General features: G+C 75.2%; 14 protein-coding genes and 1 tRNA gene. 8 read left to right on the top strand and 7 right to left on the bottom strand.

Annotation, left to right across the window (positions count from 1 at the left end):
- Positions 1-50 precede the first annotated feature (50 nt).
- Both ABD158_RS03285 and ABD158_RS03280 read left to right on the top strand, forming a co-directional pair.
- Entirely contained in the window at positions 51-2408 is a 2358-nt protein-coding gene (locus ABD158_RS03285) for an outer membrane protein assembly factor BamB family protein (protein ID WP_344003622.1), read from the top strand.
- A 119-nt stretch (positions 2409-2527) separates the two neighbouring features.
- The gene (locus ABD158_RS03280) at positions 2528-5944 is read left to right on the top strand and encodes a heterodisulfide reductase-related iron-sulfur binding cluster (protein ID WP_344003620.1); all 3417 of its coding nucleotides are present in this window, start codon (positions 2528-2530) and stop codon (positions 5942-5944) included.
- An 81-nt stretch (positions 5945-6025) separates the two neighbouring features.
- Here ABD158_RS03280 and ABD158_RS03275 read toward each other — a convergent pair whose 3' ends face one another.
- From ABD158_RS03275 to ABD158_RS03265, 3 genes are read right to left on the bottom strand one after another with little or no spacing between them, the layout of a single operon-like run.
- Complete coding sequence (locus ABD158_RS03275) at positions 6026-6958, bottom strand: siderophore-interacting protein (RefSeq protein ID WP_344003617.1); 933 nt, start codon at positions 6956-6958, stop codon at positions 6026-6028.
- A gap of 33 nt (positions 6959-6991) precedes the next feature.
- The gene (dcd, locus tag ABD158_RS03270; RefSeq protein ID WP_344003614.1) at positions 6992-7567 is read right to left on the bottom strand and encodes a dCTP deaminase; all 576 of its coding nucleotides are present in this window, start codon (positions 7565-7567) and stop codon (positions 6992-6994) included.
- Positions 7568-7577: 10 nt separating this feature from the next.
- The gene (locus ABD158_RS03265) at positions 7578-8453 is read right to left on the bottom strand and encodes a hypothetical protein (RefSeq protein ID WP_344003611.1); all 876 of its coding nucleotides are present in this window, start codon (positions 8451-8453) and stop codon (positions 7578-7580) included.
- A 67-nt stretch (positions 8454-8520) separates the two neighbouring features.
- Between ABD158_RS03265 and ABD158_RS03260 the strand changes: the two genes are divergently transcribed.
- From ABD158_RS03260 to ABD158_RS03240, 5 genes are all read left to right on the top strand, one after another.
- On the top strand, positions 8521-9282 hold the full coding sequence (locus ABD158_RS03260; protein WP_344003609.1) for an SGNH/GDSL hydrolase family protein: 762 nt from the start codon (positions 8521-8523) through the stop codon (positions 9280-9282).
- A gap of 26 nt (positions 9283-9308) precedes the next feature.
- A tRNA-Gly gene (locus tag ABD158_RS03255) sits at positions 9309-9384 on the top strand.
- A 44-nt stretch (positions 9385-9428) separates the two neighbouring features.
- A complete protein-coding gene (locus tag ABD158_RS03250) occupies positions 9429-10568 on the top strand; it encodes a phospholipase D-like domain-containing protein (RefSeq protein ID WP_344003606.1) in 1140 nt (379 codons plus the stop codon).
- 24 nt (positions 10569-10592) lie between these two features.
- Positions 10593-11087 (top strand): SRPBCC family protein, encoded by a 495-nt coding sequence (locus ABD158_RS03245; RefSeq protein ID WP_344003603.1) that lies wholly within the window; start codon positions 10593-10595, stop codon positions 11085-11087.
- Positions 11084-11722 carry a DUF2461 domain-containing protein gene (locus tag ABD158_RS03240; RefSeq protein WP_344003601.1) on the top strand — a complete coding sequence of 213 codons (639 nt, stop codon included), beginning with the start codon at positions 11084-11086 and terminating at the stop codon, positions 11720-11722. Before ABD158_RS03245 ends, ABD158_RS03240 begins: the two co-directional genes overlap by 4 nt.
- 41 nt (positions 11723-11763) lie before the next feature.
- Here ABD158_RS03240 and ABD158_RS03235 read toward each other — a convergent pair whose 3' ends face one another.
- Together ABD158_RS03235 and dinB are read right to left on the bottom strand one after the other, a co-directional pair.
- A complete protein-coding gene (locus tag ABD158_RS03235) occupies positions 11764-14643 on the bottom strand; it encodes an amidase family protein (RefSeq protein ID WP_344003599.1) in 2880 nt (959 codons plus the stop codon).
- Between the two features lie 111 nt (positions 14644-14754).
- Positions 14755-16032: a DNA polymerase IV gene (dinB, locus tag ABD158_RS03230; protein ID WP_344003596.1), complete on the bottom strand. Its 1278-nt coding sequence runs from the start codon at positions 16030-16032 to the stop codon at positions 14755-14757.
- 205 nt (positions 16033-16237) lie between these two features.
- Between dinB and ABD158_RS03225 the strand changes: the two genes are divergently transcribed.
- Positions 16238-17248, top strand: coding sequence for a hypothetical protein (locus tag ABD158_RS03225; protein ID WP_344003593.1), 1011 nt, complete (start codon positions 16238-16240; stop codon positions 17246-17248).
- A gap of 194 nt (positions 17249-17442) precedes the next feature.
- Here the strand turns inward: ABD158_RS03225 and ABD158_RS03220 are convergent, their stop codons facing one another.
- Both ABD158_RS03220 and ABD158_RS03215 read right to left on the bottom strand, forming a co-directional pair.
- On the bottom strand, positions 17443-17901 hold the full coding sequence (locus ABD158_RS03220; protein WP_344003590.1) for an RrF2 family transcriptional regulator: 459 nt from the start codon (positions 17899-17901) through the stop codon (positions 17443-17445).
- A gap of 68 nt (positions 17902-17969) precedes the next feature.
- Positions 17970-18866: a sulfite exporter TauE/SafE family protein gene (locus ABD158_RS03215; protein ID WP_344003587.1), complete on the bottom strand. Its 897-nt coding sequence runs from the start codon at positions 18864-18866 to the stop codon at positions 17970-17972.
- Between the last annotated feature and the right edge of the window lie 14 nt (positions 18867-18880).

Below are 18880 nucleotides of genomic sequence, written 5' to 3'. Positions count from 1 at the left end.
CGCGCCCGCCGACCACGTTTGGCGGTCGACCTGCCGGGCAGGGTCACCGCGTGTCCCGGTCCCGGCCCCTGCGCCTGCTGCTCACCGCCGCGCTGACGGCCGGCCTGGTGGGCGCGTGCGGAGCCGAGGAGGTGGACGCCGAGCTCGGCGTCGGCGACCTGCGGGGGCTGTACCCGGCGCCCGCCCCGCCGGTCGCGACGGCGACGGAGCTGCCCGGGGAGGCGGCGTACGCGTCGTCGGTCGGCCTGCTCGCGGGCGGCGGGAGCGTCAGCGCCGACGCCGACGCCGACGCCGACGGGACGACGCTGCTGGCGACCGACCGCGGCCTGGTGGCCTACGACCCGACCACGCACGAGGAGCGCTGGCGCACCGACGTCGCGGGCGGCGTGTGCGCGCTGTCCGAGGTCGTCGACGGCCGGGTGGCGCTGCTGCTGGACGCGCGCGGGACGTACGGCCGCTGCGACCGGGTCGGCGTCGTCGACGTCGACCGCGGAGCGCTGCGGTGGAGCCGACCCCTCGGCGACGCCGAGTACCTGTTCGACCGCTCCGTCGCCCTCGGCCGTGACCGCGTGTACGCCGGCGGCGAGTGCGGGGCGGTCCTCACCTTCGCCGTCGACTCGGGGGCGCCCCGCACCCCCCTCCTGGCGCGGGACGTGGTGTGCGGGCACGCCAACGCCATGGCCGGCGGGGTCGTCGCGCTCTACGAGGACGGGGAGACGCCGGACACCCCGGACGACGCCGGCACCGGCTGGATCCCGCCGTCCGACGGGGCGGCGCGGCTGCGCGTGCTGGACGCCGCCGACGGGTCCGAGCGGTGGTCGACCACCGTCGAGCGCCGCGGCGCCGACCTCCACGGCATCGTGTCGGCCGAGCCCCTCGTGCTCGACGTCAGCCAGCGGGGCCACCGGACCATGCGCCGCTACGGCCCGGGCGGCCGGTTCCTCGGCCACCTCGGCGCCCAGCTCGGCCCCTCCGACGGCTTCACCGTCGTCGCCCGCTCCGGCGACGTGCTGGTCGGGACCTACGAGGCGATCGGCGGCTACCGGGCCTACGACCTGCGCACGGGCCAGGAGCTCTGGCGGGTCCCGACCACCGACCGCTGGCTCGCCGGCGCCGACGACGACGGCCTGGTCTGGACGCAGCCCGCGCGGGTCCGGGGGGACCCCGACGGGCCGACGTGGGCGATCCAGTCCCAGGTGGTCCGCACCAGCGCCACCGACCCCGCCGACGCCGTGCTCGTGGGTGCGTTGCCCGGCGACGACGTCACCGCGGGCTCGGTGCTCGGCGACGACCTGCTCGTGCGCGACGCGGGCCGCACGGAGGTGCTCCCGCTCGGGGCCGGCGTCGGACCCGCGCCCGAGCCGTGGACGTACGCCGCGGGCGCCGTCCCCTGGGCGGACGGCGACGTCCGGCCCGACGGCCTCGCGGACGTGTGCGCCTCCGTCGGGCGCGGCGCGCTGGCGACGGTCGGCCTGCGCACCGACCTGCCCGCGCCGGTCGACTGCCACTGGCTCGAGACCGCCGACCCCGCCTACCTCGACGCCGAGCTGCAGGTCGACGTCGAGGCCGTGGCCCCCGAGGCCGGGATCGAGGGCTCCCAGGAGGCCGTGACGGCGGCGGACGCGGCCCGGGCCCGGTACGACGACACCCACCGCCGCTGGCCCGACCTGACCGGTCTCGGGGACGCCGCCCGGACCCGCACCACGCAGTCCGCCGACGCCCGACGGTCGTCGGCCGGCGTCGAGGTCCTCGCCGGCAACGTCGTCGTCCGCGTCGGCGCCCGGGTGGAGGCGCAGATCTCCGACACCCTCGACGGCGTCGTGCCCGCCGCCGACCTCCAGCGGGTCGTGACCCGGGTGGCCGAGGACGTGCTGGCCGACCTCGACCTGCCCGGCGCCACCCCCGACCTCCCCGGGCCCGGCGCGCCCGGCCCCGTGGGCGCCGCCCCGGACGTCTGCCGGCTCCTCGCCGACGCGCTGCCGGCGGCCGTGCCCGCGGACCGTCGTACGGACCTCTCGGCCGGCGAGGCGGTGTCGACCTGCCGCTGGGAGGTGCCGTCCGGTCGCAGCGGCACAAGCCTGACGGTGACCGCGTTCGCTGTGCCGGCGGCCCGCGTCGCCGACCGGCAGGGGCGGGTGAGATCGGCCGTCGCCGTGGCCCGGGGCCTGCCGGGGGCCGGCGAGCGCTATCCCGCCGGCGGCGCGGGGGCCTGGTTCAGCGACACCAGCGACCCGGGCGAGTACGTCTCCCAGGTGCTCACGCTGCGTCGCGCGAACCTCGTGGTGACCGTCGACGGCACGGCCTTCGAGGAGCCCCTCCCCACCGACCTCGGGGCGGACCTGGTGCGCGTGGGCCGCCGGGTCCTGGACGGCGCCTCCCGCGATGTGCCCGACGCCACGCGCCGCTGAAGTTACCCACGGGTAGGGTGTGCGGGTACCGGATCACCGCCTGACGCGTGCGTGAGCCGTCCCTAGGCTGCGCAGAGCCCGCACCGGGTCGTCCGGCGGGAGCAGAGGAGACCACCCCCATGCAGATCGCCGCCATCGTCATCTCGCTGGCCTTCACGGTCGTCGGCATCGCGCTGTTCGTCCGCGCGGTGAGCGAGATCCTCGGTGTCGTGCGGGCCGGTCAGCCGGCCTCGCGCACCGACGCGCCGGCCGCCCGCACCGTGACCCTGCTCAAGGAGTCACTGGGCCACACCCGGATGCTGCAGTGGGGCGTCGTCGGCGCGGCGCACTGGATCGTCTTCGTCGGCTTCGGGCTGCTGTTCTTCACGCTGCTCACGGCGTTCGGGCAGCTCTTCGACGCCCACTTCGCGCTGCCGCTCATCGGCCACTTCCCGCCGTACGAGTGGGCGAGCGAGGCCTTCACCTGGCTGATGACGTTCGCGATCCTCGGCTTCATCGGCTACCGCGCGACGCGACCCAAGGAGCGCGTCCGCGGCGCCCGCGGGCGCTTCTACAAGTCGACGATGTGGCAGGGCTACTTCGTCGAGGGCGTCATCCTCGGCGTCGGCCTGTGCATCATCACGCTGCGCGGCCTCGAGTACGCGCTGTTCACCACCGACGAGCCCGACCTGGCCTCCCCGCTGCACTTCCCGCTGACCTTCTGGCTCGGCGAGCTGTTCGCGGGCCTGTCGGTGCCGACCCTCGAGAACCTGATCTACCTCGTCGCCGCGCTGAAGATCGTCATCTCCTTCACGTGGATGATCGTGCTGTCGCTCAACACCACGATGGGCGTGGCGTGGCACCGTTTCACGGCGTTCTTCAACATCTGGTTCAAGCGCGAGAGCTCCGGCCGTACGGCGCTGGGCGCGGTGAAGCCGCTGACCAGCAAGGGCCAGCGTGTCAGCCTCGACGACATCGAGGAGCTGGACGAGGACGCGGCGCTCGGCGTGGGCCGGGTCGAGGACTTCTCGTGGAAGGGCATCCTCGACTTCACCTCCTGCACCGAGTGCGGCCGCTGCCAGAGCCAGTGCCCGGCCTGGAACACCGAGAAGCCGCTGAACCCCAAGCTGATCATCACCCAGCTCCGCGACCACGCCTACGCGCAGGCGCCGTACCTGCGCGCCGCCGAGGGCGACCGCGAGGCCCTCCTGGCCGGCAGCGACACCCTGACCAAGGAGGTCGAGCGGCCCCTCATCGGCGACGAGTCGGTGTACGGCGTGATCGACCCCGAGGCGCTGTGGTCCTGCACCTCCTGCGGCGCGTGCGTGCAGCAGTGCCCGGTCGACATCGAGCACGTCGACCACATCATCGACATGCGGCGTCACGCGATCCTGGTCGAGAACAACTTCCCGGCCGAGCTCAACCAGCTCTTCAAGGGCATGGAGAACAAGGGCAACCCCTGGAACCAGTCGCCCAAGGCGCGGATGGACTGGGCCAAGGGCCTGGACTTCGACGTGCCCGTGGTCGGCGAGGACATCGAGGACCTGGACTCCGTCGAGTGGCTGTTCTGGGTCGGCTGCGCCGGCGCCTACGAGGACCGCGCCAAGAAGACGACCCGCGCGGTCGCCGAGCTGCTCCACATGTCCGGCACCACCTTCGGCGTGCTCGGCAACGGCGAGACCTGCACCGGCGACCCCGCCCGGCGTGCCGGCAACGAGTTCGTCTTCCAGGGGCTGGCCACGCAGAACGCCGCGACCCTGACCGAGGCGAGGGCCAAGAAGGTCGTCTCCACCTGCGCCCACTGCTTCAACACGCTCAAGAACGAGTACGCCGAGTTCGGCGTCGAGCTCGAGGTCGTCCACCACACCCAGCTGCTCAACCGCCTCGTGCGCGAGGGCAAGCTGACCCCGGTCAAGGACGGCGTGGGCGCCGCGAAGCGCTCGATCACCTACCACGACCCCTGCTACATCGGTCGCCACAACGGCGTCTACTCGCCGCCGCGCGAGCTCCTGCAGGTGCTGCCCGGCGCGAAGATGGCCGAGATGGAGCGCAACTCCGAGCGTTCGTTCTGCTGCGGCGCCGGCGGCGCGCGCATGTGGATGGAGGAGAACACCGGCGAGCGGATCAACATGAACCGCACCGCCGAGGCCGTGGGCACGGGCGCCGACCAGATCGCCGTCGGCTGCCCCTTCTGCCGCGTGATGCTCTCCGACGGGCTGACGATGATGCAGTCCAAGGGCGAGGCCCGCGAGGAGGTCGAGATCCTCGACGTCGCGCAGATGCTGCTCGCGTCGGTCAAGGGCGAGTCGGCCACCAAGGCCATGGCCGGCACCACCGTCGGCGCCGCCCACTCCCCCGCCCCCGCCGCGCGCGCGGACGAGGCCACCCGTGACGAGCCCGCCGTCGGCGACGACACCCAGAGCGGCAGCACGATCACCGAGACCGCCGACGCGGGACCGCTCGCCAAGGCCTCGGGCGGCACCTCGCTGTTCGACGACCCGGCACCCGCCGAGAGGACGCCGACCACGTCGCAAGGCGACGCCCCCGCCGCCGAGGCGAGGGCCGCGACCCCGGCCTCCTCCGGCGGCTCGCTGTTCGACGTGAGCGACCCCGCCCCCGAGGCGAAGGCCTCCCCGGCGGCGTCGGGCGGCTCCCTCTTCGACACCCCGGCGCCCGAGCCGGCGGCCGAGCCCGAGCCCGAGCCGACCCCGGACGCCGGGTTCGGTGGCTCGATGTTCGACATCCCCGCGACGGAGCCGGCCACGAAGGCCGAGCCCGAGACGAAGGCCGAGACGAAGGCCGAGTCGACGACGGCGCCGACGGCCGAGCCCGGCGCCGGGTTCGGCGGCGGCTCGATGTTCGACATCCCCGCCGCCACCCCCGAGCCCGCCACGTCGGAGCCCGAGGCCGAGCCCGAGACGAAGGCCGAGTCGAAGGCCGAGTCGACGCCGGCGCCGACGGCCGAGCCCGAGCCGGCCCCGGGGCCGGCCGCGACGATCCCGTCGGGTGGCTCGCTGTTCGACATCGCCGCTCCGGAGCCGACGGCGACCACCCCGGTGGCGAAGGCCGAGACCGAGCCCTCCCCGGAGCCGGCGGCCGAGCCCGGGCCGACCCCGGAGCCCGGCCTGACACGGGCCACCGGCTCGGCGTCGACCCCGGCGGCGTCGATCCCGACGGGCGGGTCGCTGTTCGACATCCCGGCGCCGGAGCCGACCGTCGCCGCGATCGAGGAGGAGACGCCCGCCGCACGGTCGGACGGGGACACCCCGGCGCCCGCCGTGCCGTCCGGCGCGGAGGTCACCGCCGCCGCGACCGCCCTCACCGCGGACTCCGAGCCCTCGACCGCCGAGGAGTCGGCCGCGGACGTCGCGACCGAGGAGGCCGACGCGATCGTCGAGGAGACCCCCGCCGAGACCCCCGCCGAGACCCCCGCCGCGAGCGCCGGCGACGCGCCGGACGAGACGCCCGACGAGTCGCGGGCGCGGTCCCACGGCCAGGCCAACCGGCCCAAGACCGACGTCGACATCAGCGGCGCGGGCTCGTTGTTCGACCTCTGAGGCCCGACCTCGCACCCGCACGACGGAGGGTGCCGGTGTGACGGCCTGTGGAGGACCGTGTGGAGAACAGACCGGTGAGGGTCAGCCGCGCATGGCGACGCCCTCGCGCCAGTAGCCCATGAAGGCGACCTGGCCACGGTCGACGCCGAGGTCCTTCACGAGGTGGCGCCGCAGGCCGGTGACGACCTTCGCCTCGCCGGCGATCCACGCGTAGAGCCCGGAGTAGGGGCCTGCGTCGGGGGTGTGGGCGGACGCGGGGGTCTCCCAGACGAGGTCCTCGACCTCGTCGTCCGCGACCACCGGCGGCGCCTGTCGCCAGTCGTCCTCGCCGAGCCGCCGCAGGGTCGCCGTCCACAGCTTGGCGCCGCGGTCGGCGCCGTCGCGGGGCAGCCACTCGACGTCGACGCCCTCGGGGCCGCGGAGGTCGTCGAGCACGTCGCCGGCCGTCGGCACCTCCAGCAGCACGCAGCCGCGCGCGTCGGCCGGCAAGTCGCGCAGGATCCCGTACGCCGCGGGGACGGCCGTCTCGTCGCCGACGACGAGGACGCGCTCGGCGTCGCCGGGCCGGAACTCGATCCCGCCCCACCCGGTCCCGCGCCGCGGGCCGATCAGCACCACCCCGTCACCCGGCTGCGCGGTCAGCGCCCACGCGTTGCCGGGGCCGGTCGGCCCGTGCTCGTGGACCACGATGTCGATGACGACCTGGGTCCCGACCCCCGACCCGACGACGTCGCGGGGCGTGTAGGTGCGCATCGACCCGCGCCGCTCCTCCGGCAGCGCCAGCCAGTCGGCGTACCAGTCCCGGGCCGGGTCCAGCGGCGGCAGCGTGCCGTCCGCCGCGGGGAAGATCAGCTTCACCCGCTGGTCGAGCATCGGGCCGTCGGTGCCGAAGTCGGCGAGGCAGTCGCCGCCGAACCACAGCCGCACGAACGACGGCGCGACCCGCTCGACGCGTCGTACGACGATCTCGTCGACGACGCTGCGGGGCTCGGCTTCGACCGTCTCGGCGCTCATGTTAGGCAAGCCTAACTTAAGCGCGCCTCCCTGTCAGATGTGCGTGCGGTGGAAGTTGGCGGCGGAGCGCGACGGGGTCGGGCCGCGCTGCCCCTGGTAGCGCGAGCCGTACTTGTCCGAGCCGTAGGGGTGCTCGGCCGGCGAGGAGAGCCGGAAGAAGCACAGCTGCCCGATCTTCATGCCCGGCCACAGCTTGATCGGCAGGTTCGCGACGTTGGCCAGCTCGAGCGTGACGTGGCCGCGGAAGCCGGGGTCGATGAAGCCCGCGGTGGAGTGGGTGAGCAGGCCCAGCCGGCCCAGCGACGACTTGCCCTCGAGCCGTGCGGCGACGTCGTCGGGCAGCGCCACCGCCTCGTACGTCGAGCCGAGGACGAACTCGCCCGGGTGCAGGATGAACGGCTCGTCGCCGACGCAGCTGACCTCGCGGGTCAGGTCGGGCTGGTCCTCAGCCGGGTCGATGTGGGGGTAGCGGTGGTTCTCGAAGGTGCGGAAGATCCGGTCGAGGCGCACGTCGACCGAGGACGGCTGCACCATCGCCGGGTCCCAGGGGTCGAGCCCGATCCGCCCGGCGTCGGCCTCGGCGAGGATGTCGCGGTCGCTCAGCAGCACGAGCCGCACCCTATCCGTCCGAGCGACCCCCGGCTCCGTCCCGGGCCGGCCGCTCCTGCGTGGGCATCACCGGCATCCCCGCCACCTCGCTGAGCTCGGCGGCCAGCGCGGGCGAGGGCTCCGACCCCTCCCCGGCGAGACCGACGACGAGACCGGACCCGTCGGCGCAGCCGGCGGTGCCGGTGCCCGCGGGGCGGCCGTCCTCGGCGAGCCACGCGTCGACCGCGTCACCGGCGGCGGCGATCTCGTCGCGGGAGTAGCGGGTGCCCTGCACCACGACCCCCACGCCATCGGGCCGGACGCCGGCGAGCCGCGCCACCGACGCCGGCACCGGCTCCTGCCACTGCACGACCACGGCTCCGGCCTCGGCCCACACGACCCGGCCGACGTCGCCGTCGCGCTCCTCGTCGGCGACCGTCCCCGCGAGCGTGTCGTCGAGGTCGTCCACCACCGCGAGCAGGCGCGCCCCGACGACCTCCCGGGCCTGGGCGGCGGGCCCGAAGCCGGCGTCGGGCTGCGGCTCGCGCCACCGACCGACGAGGACGGGCACGTCGACCTGGTCCGCCAGCAGGCGCCGCGCCAGCCCGACGTCGCCGCGGACCAGCGCGACCACGCCGAGCGCGCTCGGCGCGGCGTACGCCACGGAGAACGGCGTGCGCCCGCCGGTGCGCCCCTGCAGCACCTCCGCGGCCGCCTCCTGCGCCGCGAGGTCCTCGATCGGCGGGGCGTCGTCGGCGCCCCAGGGCTCGAGACCCACCGGGCAGGCGAAGGAGTCCGTCACCTCGCCCGTGGGTCCCTCCGCCGTGGATCCGGACCCGCAGCCCGAGACCGTCGTCCCCAGGGCGACCAGGGCGAGGGCGGCGACGCGGCGGCGGGAGGTCCTCATGACGCTGCGACGCGGTCCGGCGCCGGGCGGTTCCGTCCGGGTCCGCGCGGGGCGGGAGGATGGCGCCGTGAGCTACCACCGCTACGTCGCGCTGGGCGACTCCTTCACCGAGGGCGTCGGCGACCCCGACCCCGACCGCCCCAACGGCCTGCGGGGCTGGGCCGACCAGGTCGCCGAGGTGCTGGCGGCGCGGACCGACGACTTCGCCCACGCCAACCTCGCGATCCGCGGCCGCAAGCTCGACCAGGTGATCGCCGAGCAGCTCGAGCCCGCGCTGGCGATGCGCCCCGACCTGGTGACGGTGTACGCCGGCGCCAACGACATCCTGCGGCCCTCCGTCGACCTCGACGCGCTGGCCCACCGCTACGAGGAGGCGATCGGGCGCCTCGTCGGTGTCGGCGCCCGGGTGCTGGTGTGGACGGCGTTCGACCCGGGCGGCTCGGCCGTCTACCGGCCCGTGCGGGGCCGGTTCGCGCTCTACAACGAGCTGGTCCGCGAGGCCGCCGACCGCCAGGGCGCCGACGTCGTCGACTTCTGGCGGCTGCGTGACTACCGCGACTGGCGGATGTGGGACACCGACCGGATGCACATGGGCCCCGCCGGTCACCGTCGGATGGCCGTCGAGGTGCTCTCCGTCCTCGGCGTGGAGCACGACCTGGCCGCGCTGGAGCTCCCCGAGCAGGCGTCCGCGACGCGCCGGCAGGCGGTGGCGGCGGACCTCGACTGGGCCCGCTCCTTCGCGCTGCCGTGGGTGCAGCGCCGCCTCACGGGCCGCTCCTCGGGGGACACGGTGAACCCGCGGCGCCCGACCCTCGGCCCCGTGACGTAGCATCTGCGTCGACCCACGGGTCACCTGCGGACGTAGCTCAGTTGGTAGAGCGCGACCTTCCCAAGGTCGATGTCGCGAGTTCGAGTCTCGTCGTCCGCTCCACGTTCACCGGTTTGGCCCGGTCCGCCGCCGGGTAGGCCCGGGCCATGACCCTCCGTCGACTCCTCGCCGCGGCCGTCGCCGTGCCCCTGATCGCCGTCACGCCGTACGGCGCCGCGACCGCCGCTCCCGCGGTCCGCACCGCCGACGGGCCCACCACCGAGGCGGTCCACCGCTCCGCCCGGGGCGCCCTGTTCAACGAGGCCGGCGAGACCGGCCTCCGCCGAGCGCTGCTGTCCAACGTGAACGCCGCCCCGCGCGGCAGCACCATCCGCGTCGTCACCATGAGCTACACGGACCCCAAGGCGACCGCCGCCCTCACCCGGGCCCACCGTCGCGGTGTCGACGTCCAGGTGCTCGTCTCGAAGCAGAAGACCGAGGGCGTCGGCACCGTCGCCGGTCTCGGGCAGGTGCTCAACCGCAGCTCGCGCGACGGCTCCTTCCTCGAGCGCATCGACCACTCCGCACGCGGCCCGTCGCGCTACCGGGGGAGGGGCACGACGCTGCACCAGAAGTCGTGGACCTTCTCCCGGACGGGGTCGTCGCGGTGGGTCACGATCATCACCTCCGCCAACATCACCAACGAGGCCGTCGACCTGCAGTACAACGACGGCTACGCCTGGGTCGGCGAGAAGGCCCGCTACGACGCGATGTCCGCGATCTTCCGCGCCCAGCGCCGCGACCGGCCGATCAGCTCGCCGTTCCGCTCCGCCCTCGGGGGTGCGCTGCTCTTCGGGCCCCACAACCCCGGGATGAGCGACCCCGTCGTCAACCGCATCGACGCCCTGCCGACCCGCGGACTGCAGATCCGGATCGGCGTCGCCGCCTGGTCGGGCGGGCGCGGGGAGGCCATCGCCCGCGCGCTGGCCGCCAAGGCACGCGCCGGCGCCTCGATCAACGTGCTCGTGCCCGACCCCCTCTCCGACAACGTCCGTGCCGTGCTCGAGAGCGCCGGGATCACGCTGCTGCGCGGGGACTGGACCCGGCCCGGCAACGGTGGCCAGTACCTGCACGCCAAGTTCATGACCGCGCAGTGGCGGACGGACGCTGGCCGCGTGACCCGCGTCTGGTTCGGCTCCGAGAACTGGGGCGACGCCCCGCGCGGCAGCGACGAGATCACGGCGCGGATCGACCGGCCCGCCGCGCACGACAGCTGGGTCCGCTGGTTCCGGGAGATTCGCCTCTGAGGGCTGCCTGGCAGGATCGTGGGCGTGAGCCGGACCGACACGCGCATCGACGCGACCCGACTGATCCCCGCCCCGGCCGCCGACGTCTTCGCCGTGCTGTGCGACCCGCAGGGCCACGTCGCGATCGACGCGACCGGCATGCTGCAGGACGCCACCGGGGAGCCGGTGTCCGCCGTCGGCGACGCGTTCGTCGTGCACATGGACCGCGAGGCCCTCGGCGACCGCCCCGACATGGGTCGCTACGACGTCGACGTCACCATCCACGACCTCGAGCCCGACCGCCGGATTTCCTGGACCATCGTCGGCACGGTCAGGCCCGGCATCGGGCACGTCTGGGGCTACGAGCTCGAGCCCGCCGAGGGCGGCACCCGCGTCACGTCGTACTGCGACTGGAGCGAGGCCCGCGAGGACTGGAAGCACGTGTTCCCGGTCGTCTCCGAGACCGCCCTGCGCGGCACGCTGGGGATCCTCGACCGCACCGTGCGGCGCGGCTACCCGCGGGCCGCCGACCGCCCGTGAGCTTCGCCGGCTTCCCCGTCGCCGCCCTCGACTTCTACGACGACCTCGAGGTCGAGAACACCCGCGCCTTCTGGGAGCAGCACCGCACGACCTACGAGGAGTCCGTGCGGGCGCCGATGACGGAGCTCTGCGCGGAGCTCGCCGACGAGTTCGGCGCCGCCAAGATCTTCCGGCCCTACCGCGACGTGCGGTTCGCGAAGGACAAGACGCCGTACAAGACCCACCAGGGGGCGTTCGTGGCCGCCGGGCCGTCGTGCGGGTGGTACGTGCAGGTCGGGGCCCCCGGCGTCCGCGTCGGCGCCGGTTTCTACCACGCCGAGCCGGGCGACCTGGCCCGGATCCGCGACGCCGTCGACCTCGACCACTCCGGCCGCGAGCTCGAACGGCTGCTCGCCGGGCTGGAGGCCGACGGCTTCGAGCGCGCGGGCGACCGGCTCAAGACCACGCCGCGCGGCTGGTCGAAGGACCACCCGCGCATCGATCTCCTGCGCCACCGCTCGCTGTCCATGGGCCGCTCCTACGGCTTCGAGCCGGTGATTCACTCCCCCGACCTGGTCGCGCGGGTGCGGGCCGACTGGCGCCGGCTGCGACCGCTCGTCGACTGGGTCGTGCCCCGCCTGGAGCAGCTGGCCTGATCCGACGGGCCCCCGCGTCGAGGACGCGGGGGCCCGTCGGCTCAGCGGGTGACGCGGATCGTCGTCCGGCCGCGGGAGGCCGCGAACCCGGTGGCCGGGTCGTAGACCGCCGCGACGGGGACCCGTCCCGTGCGCGCCCGCGCCGGCAACCGGAACCGCGCGACCCCGCGCTCGTCGAGGCGCAGGCCCTGCCGCACCACGCGCCCGGCGTAGCGGACCAGCACCGCGCCGCGAGGCGTCAGGGCGTCGGCGGCGACCCTGATCGTGGCCACCGGGCGACGACCCATGCGCACCGTCGGGGTCGTCGACACCGTGGTGCGGGTGGTCAGCGCCCGCACGGCCCGGCCCGTCGAGGTCGCCGTCCCCGGCGCGCTGCCCGGGACCGTGCCGGTCACGCGGACCGCCAGCCGCGCGCCCGCCTCCCGCGCGCTCACCCGGTACGTCGAAGAGGTCGCACCGTCGACCGGCTCACCGTCGAGGAGCCACTGGTAGGTCTCCTCGACGTCGGCGAGGTCCCACGCGGCGCCGTCGGTGCGCACGGTGCGGCCGGGCTCGACCGTGCCGATCACCCGGGGCGTCGCCGTGGCGACCGGGGCGTCGGCGAGGTCGACCGTCACCGCCGCGCTGCCGAGCGCGGTGCCGGTGGCCTCGGCGAGGTCGGACCCGACCTGCGCCAGCGACAGCGCCTCCACCTCGGTGGCACCGGCGCCCACGGCCTCGAAGGTGAGCGTCGCGAGCACCGCCTCCCCCGTCAGCGCCGGGGAGGAGCCCAGGCGGGTGTGGGCGACCTCCACGCCGGACTCACCGGCGCGGGCGTACGTCGCCCCGCCTTCGTCGGCGTCGACGCTGCCGTCGACGAGGCTCAGGACCTCGGGGTCGACACCGAGGTCGAGGTCGTAGGCGTAGAGGTCCGCCACGCTGTCGGCGGCGACGGTCACGGTGACCTCGTCGCCGACCTGCAGGGCGTCGTCGGAGACGCTCACGCTCACACCGGACACCTCCGGGTCGGCGGCCGACCGGGCGCCGCCCGCCGTCCCGCCCGCGGCGCGGGCCGGGGCGTCGTCAAGGGCGGGGTAGAGCGCCGGGGTGGTGCGGTGGCCGGTGGCCTGCTCGTAGTCGTAGGTCAGCCCGAGCAGGTCGCCCTCGCTGTAGTTGCGGCCCAGGAACTCGAGGTTGACCCCGGCGCCCGGGATCGCCTCGGTCGCGCTCGCCTGGCCCATCGGCACCGTCACCGACGGCATCCCGGTGTTGGGGCCGAGCCGCAGGTTGGTGCCCTGGGTGCCGTAGGGGTTGCCGCTGGGGTAGACCAACGCGTCGAGGTCGTTGTCGTCGAGCAGTCCCGTGGTGACCTGCTCCCCCGTCGCGATGGCGGCGGAGTGGCTCGTGATCCACGCGTCGTACTGCTCGGGGGTCACCGCGTCGCGGGTGCGGTAGGTCCCCTCACGTCCCGGCACCAGCCGGCCCGAGGCGATGATGTCGGCGAGGGTCCGGGTGGTCACGTCGGGGTCGAGGTGCGCGGCGACGTACTCCTGCAGGTCGTGCTTGAACTCGTTGGTGCTGCCGCTCGGCTCGGCGAGGGTCGGCCCGAGCACGGTCGTGTCGACCGGCACGACCGTCGCGCCCTGCGCGGTCAGGTCCGCGACCGCCGCCTCGAACAGCCGGACGGTGGTCGCGTTGGTGCCGACCATGCTCGGCACGTAGCCGATGCGGGCGCCCTCGAGCGCGTCGTCGTCGAGGAAGCGGGTGTAGGAGTCCGGCACCCGCCCGTCCTGCTCGGCGGTGACCGGGTCCGCCGGGTCGACCCCCACGACCTCGTCGAGGGCGATCGCGGCGTCGGAGACGCTGCGGGTGATCGGGCCGCCGGTGTCCTGGCTCAGCGCGAGCGGCACGATGCCGTCGCGGCTGGCGAGCCCGACGGTCGGGCGGACGCCGACGAGCTGGTTGTAGGAGGCCGGGACGCGGATCGAGCCGCCGGTGTCGGTGCCGAACCCGATGGCCCCGAGGTTGGAGGCGATCGAGGCGCCCGTGCCGCCGCTCGAGCCGCCCGCGGTCCGGGTGAGCGCGTAGGGGCTCGCGACGGGCTCGGAGGAGCCGGCCGCCACGCCGGTCGTGTACGCCGAGCTGAAGCCGAGCGCCCACTCGTCCATCGACGCCTTGCCGAGCAGCACCGCGCCGCCCTCGCGCAGGCCCTCGACCATGGACGCGTCGGTCGCGGTCTGGTTGGTCTCCCAGCTGCCGTGACCGGCGCTGGTGGGCATGTCGACGGTGTCGAAGTTGTCCTTCACCAGCACGGGGATGCCGTCGACCATGCTGCGCGGCCCGCCGTCCCGGGCGCGCAGGGCGTCGCTCTCGGCCGCCGCCGCCAGCGCGGCCTCGCCGCCGGTCGTGAGGACCGAGTTCAACGCCCGGGCGTGCGCCTCGTCGGCCAGCCCGTCGTACGCCGCGATGCGGTCGAGGTAGGCCCGGGTGAGCTCGACCGACGTGACGGTGCCGGCGTTCATGGCCCGCTGCATGTCGAGCGCGGTGGCCTCCACCAGCTCGAAGGGCCCGTCGTCGTAGAGCACCCGCTGGGCGAGGTCGGCGAGGTCGCGCAGCTCCAGCTCCCCGTCGGCGTCGAGGTCGGCGGGCGCGAGGCCGGACCATCCCGCGTCGGTGTCGGTGGTCCCGAGCGCCGGACCCACCAGGTCGAGGTCGTCCAGCGAGACCGCCTCGTCGTCGGTCAGGTCGCCCTCGGTGAAGTACGGCGCGAGGTAGCCGCCGCCGGTCACCTCCGGCGCGGCGTCGCTCGCCGCCGCGGGCGCGGCGGCGCTCGGGGCGGCCTGGGTCGTGGTCAGCGCCGTGGCGCCGACGACGGCGGCGACGGCCGCGGCCACCCGTCGGCGTCGGTCCCGGGTCGGCCCACTCGGGGTCCGTGCACTCATGCGTTCCTGCTCTCTCGCGGGTCGGTCTGCGGTTCCGAGACGCGAGAAAGGTAGGAACGGCGTGTTTCGGGCCGGGGTCGGCGACCGACCCACGGCGTTACGTCGAGGTCTCTATTCGTGCTCGGGCAGCACGGGGCTCGACTGGCCGTGGTCGCGACCCAGCTGGGTGGCGCGCGCGACCGAGGCCTGGCCGTAGCGGTCGCGGACCGCGTCGAGGGCACTGTCGAGCTCGGCCCGACGGGGGCCGCGCTCGTCGCGGCGCGCCGGGTCGGCGGCCGGGCGGCGCCGGCCGGGGTCGCGGTCGGCCGCCCGGTCGTCGAGGGCCAGCTCGAGCTGCTCGCCGGCGCCGCGGGCGAGGTTGCCGAAGGAGACGCCGAGCAGCGTGAGCCCCCGCACGGTGATCTGCTCCTCCTCCGCGACGAGCAGGCCGCGGGCGACGTCGAGCAGCGCCGTCGTCCGACGGGTGGGCACGACGAGGGTGTGGGAGCGCGTGGCGCGGGTGAAGTCGCCGTACCGCAGCCGCAGGACGACGGTGCCCGCGTCGCGGTCGCCCGCGCGCAGCCGGTGGGCGAGCCGGTCGACGATCGTCGACAGGATGACGTCGAGCTCCTCGGGGCTCCGGCGCCGGCGCCCGAGCGCCCGCTGGGAGCCGATGGACCGACGCGCCGGGCCGCCGTCGACGGGACGCGGGTCCTGGTGGCGCGCGAGGGCGTGGAGGTGGCGCGCGGCGGCGGGCCCGACGATGCCGGCGAGCGCCGCCTCGTCCATCGCGACCACGTCGCCGACGGTGTCGATGCCGAGGCGGTGGAGCTTGGTGGCGGTCTTCTCCCCCACCCCCCACAGCCGCTCGACGCGCATCGGGCGCAGGAACGCGTCCTCGCCGTCGGGGGGCACCAGCAGCAGCCCGTCCGGCTTGGCGCTGCCGGAGGCGACCTTGGCGAGGAACTTCGTGCGCGCCACCCCGACGCTCACCGCCAGGCCCGCCTCCTCGTGGACCCGCCGCCGGAGCCGCTGCGCCACGGCGACCGGGGACCCGACGCTGCGCCGCAGCCCCCCGACCTCGAGGAACGCCTCGTCGATCGACACCGGCTCGACCATCGGCGTGACGTCGCGGAACACCGCGAACACCTCCGCGCTCGCCGCGCTGTAGGCGTCCATGCGGGCGGGCACGACCAGCGCCTCGGGGCACAGCCTCAGCGCCTCCCGGCCGCCCATCGCCGTGCGGACGCCCGCGCGGCGGGCCTCGTAGCTCGCCGCCAGCACCACCCCGCCCCCCACGATCACCGGCCGCCCGCGCAGGCGCGGGTCGTCCCGCTGCTCGACCGAGGCGTAGAACGCGTCGAGGTCGGCGTGCAGGATCGTCGCCTCCCCCACCGCCGCGTCCGCCACACCCCCAGGTTCCCACCCGGCGCCGACACCCGCCCTGCTCCGGCTCCGGCCTCCCGCGTCCCCCACCCCCTCCCGACCGCGCGGGGTAGTCCCTGACGTCCGGACCCTCCCGGGGCCCGATCGGGGGTCAGAACGTCAGGGACTACCCGTCGCGACGTCAGACCGCGTACGCCGTCAGTTCACCCGCGCCCGTCACGGTGGAGCCATGGCCCGCCGTACCGCGCACCTGTGCATCGGCCTCCCGGGCGCCCTGGGCGCCCGCACGACGGCCGACCTCCTCGCCGGTCACGCCGACACGCTCGCCGTGGCCGGGCACCACCTGCCCGCCTCCCCCGAGACCACCCGACGCGCCGCGTGGGAGATCACCCGCGACCGCGAGGCCCTCGCCGGGGCGGGACTGACCCGCCGGGACGTCGAGGGCACCTGGGAGGGGATCTGGCGCGACGCCTACCGCGCGCGGCCGCGCGACGTCGTCCTCGCCGAGGACGGGTTCGCCGGCGCCACGCCCGAGCAGGCGGCGCTCGCCCTCGACGCGCTCGCGGGCTTCCGCACCCACCTCGTCGTCGTGGCCGCGGACCCCGCCGACCTCCTCGCGCGGGCCTGGACCGACGCGGTCGTCCAGGGTCGCTCGATGCCCGTGCTGCGCTTCCGCGACCGCATGCAGGACGCCGGGCCCGGCCACGAGGCCGCGCGCCGCTGGTGGGCGGTGCAGCACCTCGAGGAGATCCTGGAGCGCTGGACCGTCCACGTCCCCGACCACTGGGTGCACGTGGTCGTCGTCTCCGGCGACGAGCAGGACCGCGCCGCCCAGGCCGGCCGCGCGCTCGGCACCATGCTCGGCACGCGCCCGCTCGTCGCCGCGCCCGAGACCGCTCCCCGCCCCGTCGCCGCCCGCGCGCTGCCCTCCACGGTCCACTCCGCCGTCCGCGACGAGGCCCGACGCTGGGCCGACCTGCTCCGCGCCTCGTCGTACGACGTGCACGGCGACCCCGACGACCTCGTGCCGCCGCTCGCCGCGGGCCCTGCGGGGGCCGAGGTCCCCGCCGAGCTCTCGCTCGACGACCGGCTCCGGCTCACCGGCGGCGCGCTCGCCGACGCCCTGGCGCAGCTCGAGGGCCTGCGCCGCGAGAACGCCCGCCTCCAGGACCGCGTCCCCCACCAGCCCACCCGCGCCCGCCGCGGACGCTTCGCCTTCGCCGGGCGCTCGTCGAGGTAGGGCGGGTCCCGGGTGCGTCGGGGTCGCCGCTCACCTCACCGGGTCTCGACCCGTTGGCGCGACCTCGGTCGCTCGGGGGGGGGAGGGTCGGCGCTCACCTCACCGGGTCTCGACCCGCTGACGCGACCTCGTTCCTCGGTCGCGTCGCTCGCTCGACCTCCCTGACGTCGCACCCTCGCTCCGCTCGGGTGCGGTCAGTGAGGCTGCCAGGCGTCCTCGTCGGCGGTGCGGGCGGTGACCGCCTTGGGCAGCCGGCCGGCCGCGAGCTGGTCGATGCTGACCTGCTCGAAGACGTCGCGCAGCGAGCGGCGCGCGGCGATCCAGACGTGCTGGAGCACCTCGGCGCTCTCGTTGTAGGTGACCGCCTCCGGCCGCAGGCCGTAGACCGAGACCAGGGGCCCGTCGACGGCGCGGATCACGTCCGCCACCGAGACGGTGTCCGGGGTGCGCGCCAGGCGCCAGCCGCCGGACTGGCCGCGCTGCGACATCACGACGCCCGCGCGGCGCAGGTCGGCCAGGATCGCCTGGAGGAACCCGTGGGGGATCTCCTGGCGGCGCCCCAGCTCCTCCGCGCTGACGGGGCGGCCGTCGTCGCTGCGCGTCATCTCGATCAGCGCCCGGAGGGCGTAGTCGGCCTTGGCGGAGACACGCATGTCCTCATCCTGTCAGAGAAGTCCACCGGACCCCTCGACCAACTCCCCCGGAGCGCCGGGGCGAGCCGTCAGGACGCGGCGTACGACTCCTCGAGACGGGCGACCTCGCGGGCGACCCGCTCCTGGCGGACGGCCCACACGATGCCGGTGATCCACAGCACCGCCAGGAAGGCGAGCACCGACCAGACGGTCGCGGGCGCGCCGCCGACCGCCTCGATCAGCGTCTTGACGTTGGTGATGACGATCAGGCCGCCGGCGGCGACGCCCAGCACGCGGGCCGCGAGGTGCTTGACCAGCCAGGCGGCGACCGGCGCGGCGATGACGCCACCGACGAGCAGCGCGGCGGCGTACTCCCACGGGATGCCCTGCGAGCCGAGCGCCAGGATGAAGCCGAGCGAGCCACCGACGGCGACCACGAACTCGGAGGTGTCGATCGAGCCGACGACCTTGCGGGGCTCCAGGCGCCCCGAGGACAGCAGGGTGCTCGTGCCGACCGGGCCCCAGCCACCGCCGCCGATGGAGTCCAGCGCCCCGCCGAACAGACCCATCGGGGCCAGGAAGAACGCCGAGGGCCGGGTCTTGAACTGCGGGCGCCGGCCACCGAGGGCCAGGAAGCGGTAGATCACGTAGACGCCGAGGCTGAACAGGATGATCGACACGAGCGGCTTCGCCGCGTCGCCGTCGAGGCTGGACAGGAACGTCGCGCCGGCGAACGCGCCGATGAAGCCGGGCGCGGCGAGGATGCCGACCGTGCGCCAGTCGACGTTGCCGAACTTGGCGTGCGAGACGCCCGAGACGAGCGAGGTGCCGATCTCGGAGAAGTGGACCGCGGCCGAGGCGGCGGCCGGGGCGATGCCCACCGCCAGCAGGATCGTGGTGGAGGTGACGCCGTACGCCATCCCCAGCGATCCGTCGACGAGCTGGGCGAGGAGGCCGACGACGGCCACCACGATGATCTTCCGCATGCGCGCTGCACCCT

Source organism: Nocardioides lentus, from assembly GCF_039529515.1.
GTDB lineage: Bacteria > Actinomycetota > Actinomycetes > Propionibacteriales > Nocardioidaceae > Nocardioides > Nocardioides lentus.
The sequence above is the reverse complement of the archived record's forward strand: the minus strand, read 5'-3'. Positions and strand labels throughout refer to the sequence as shown.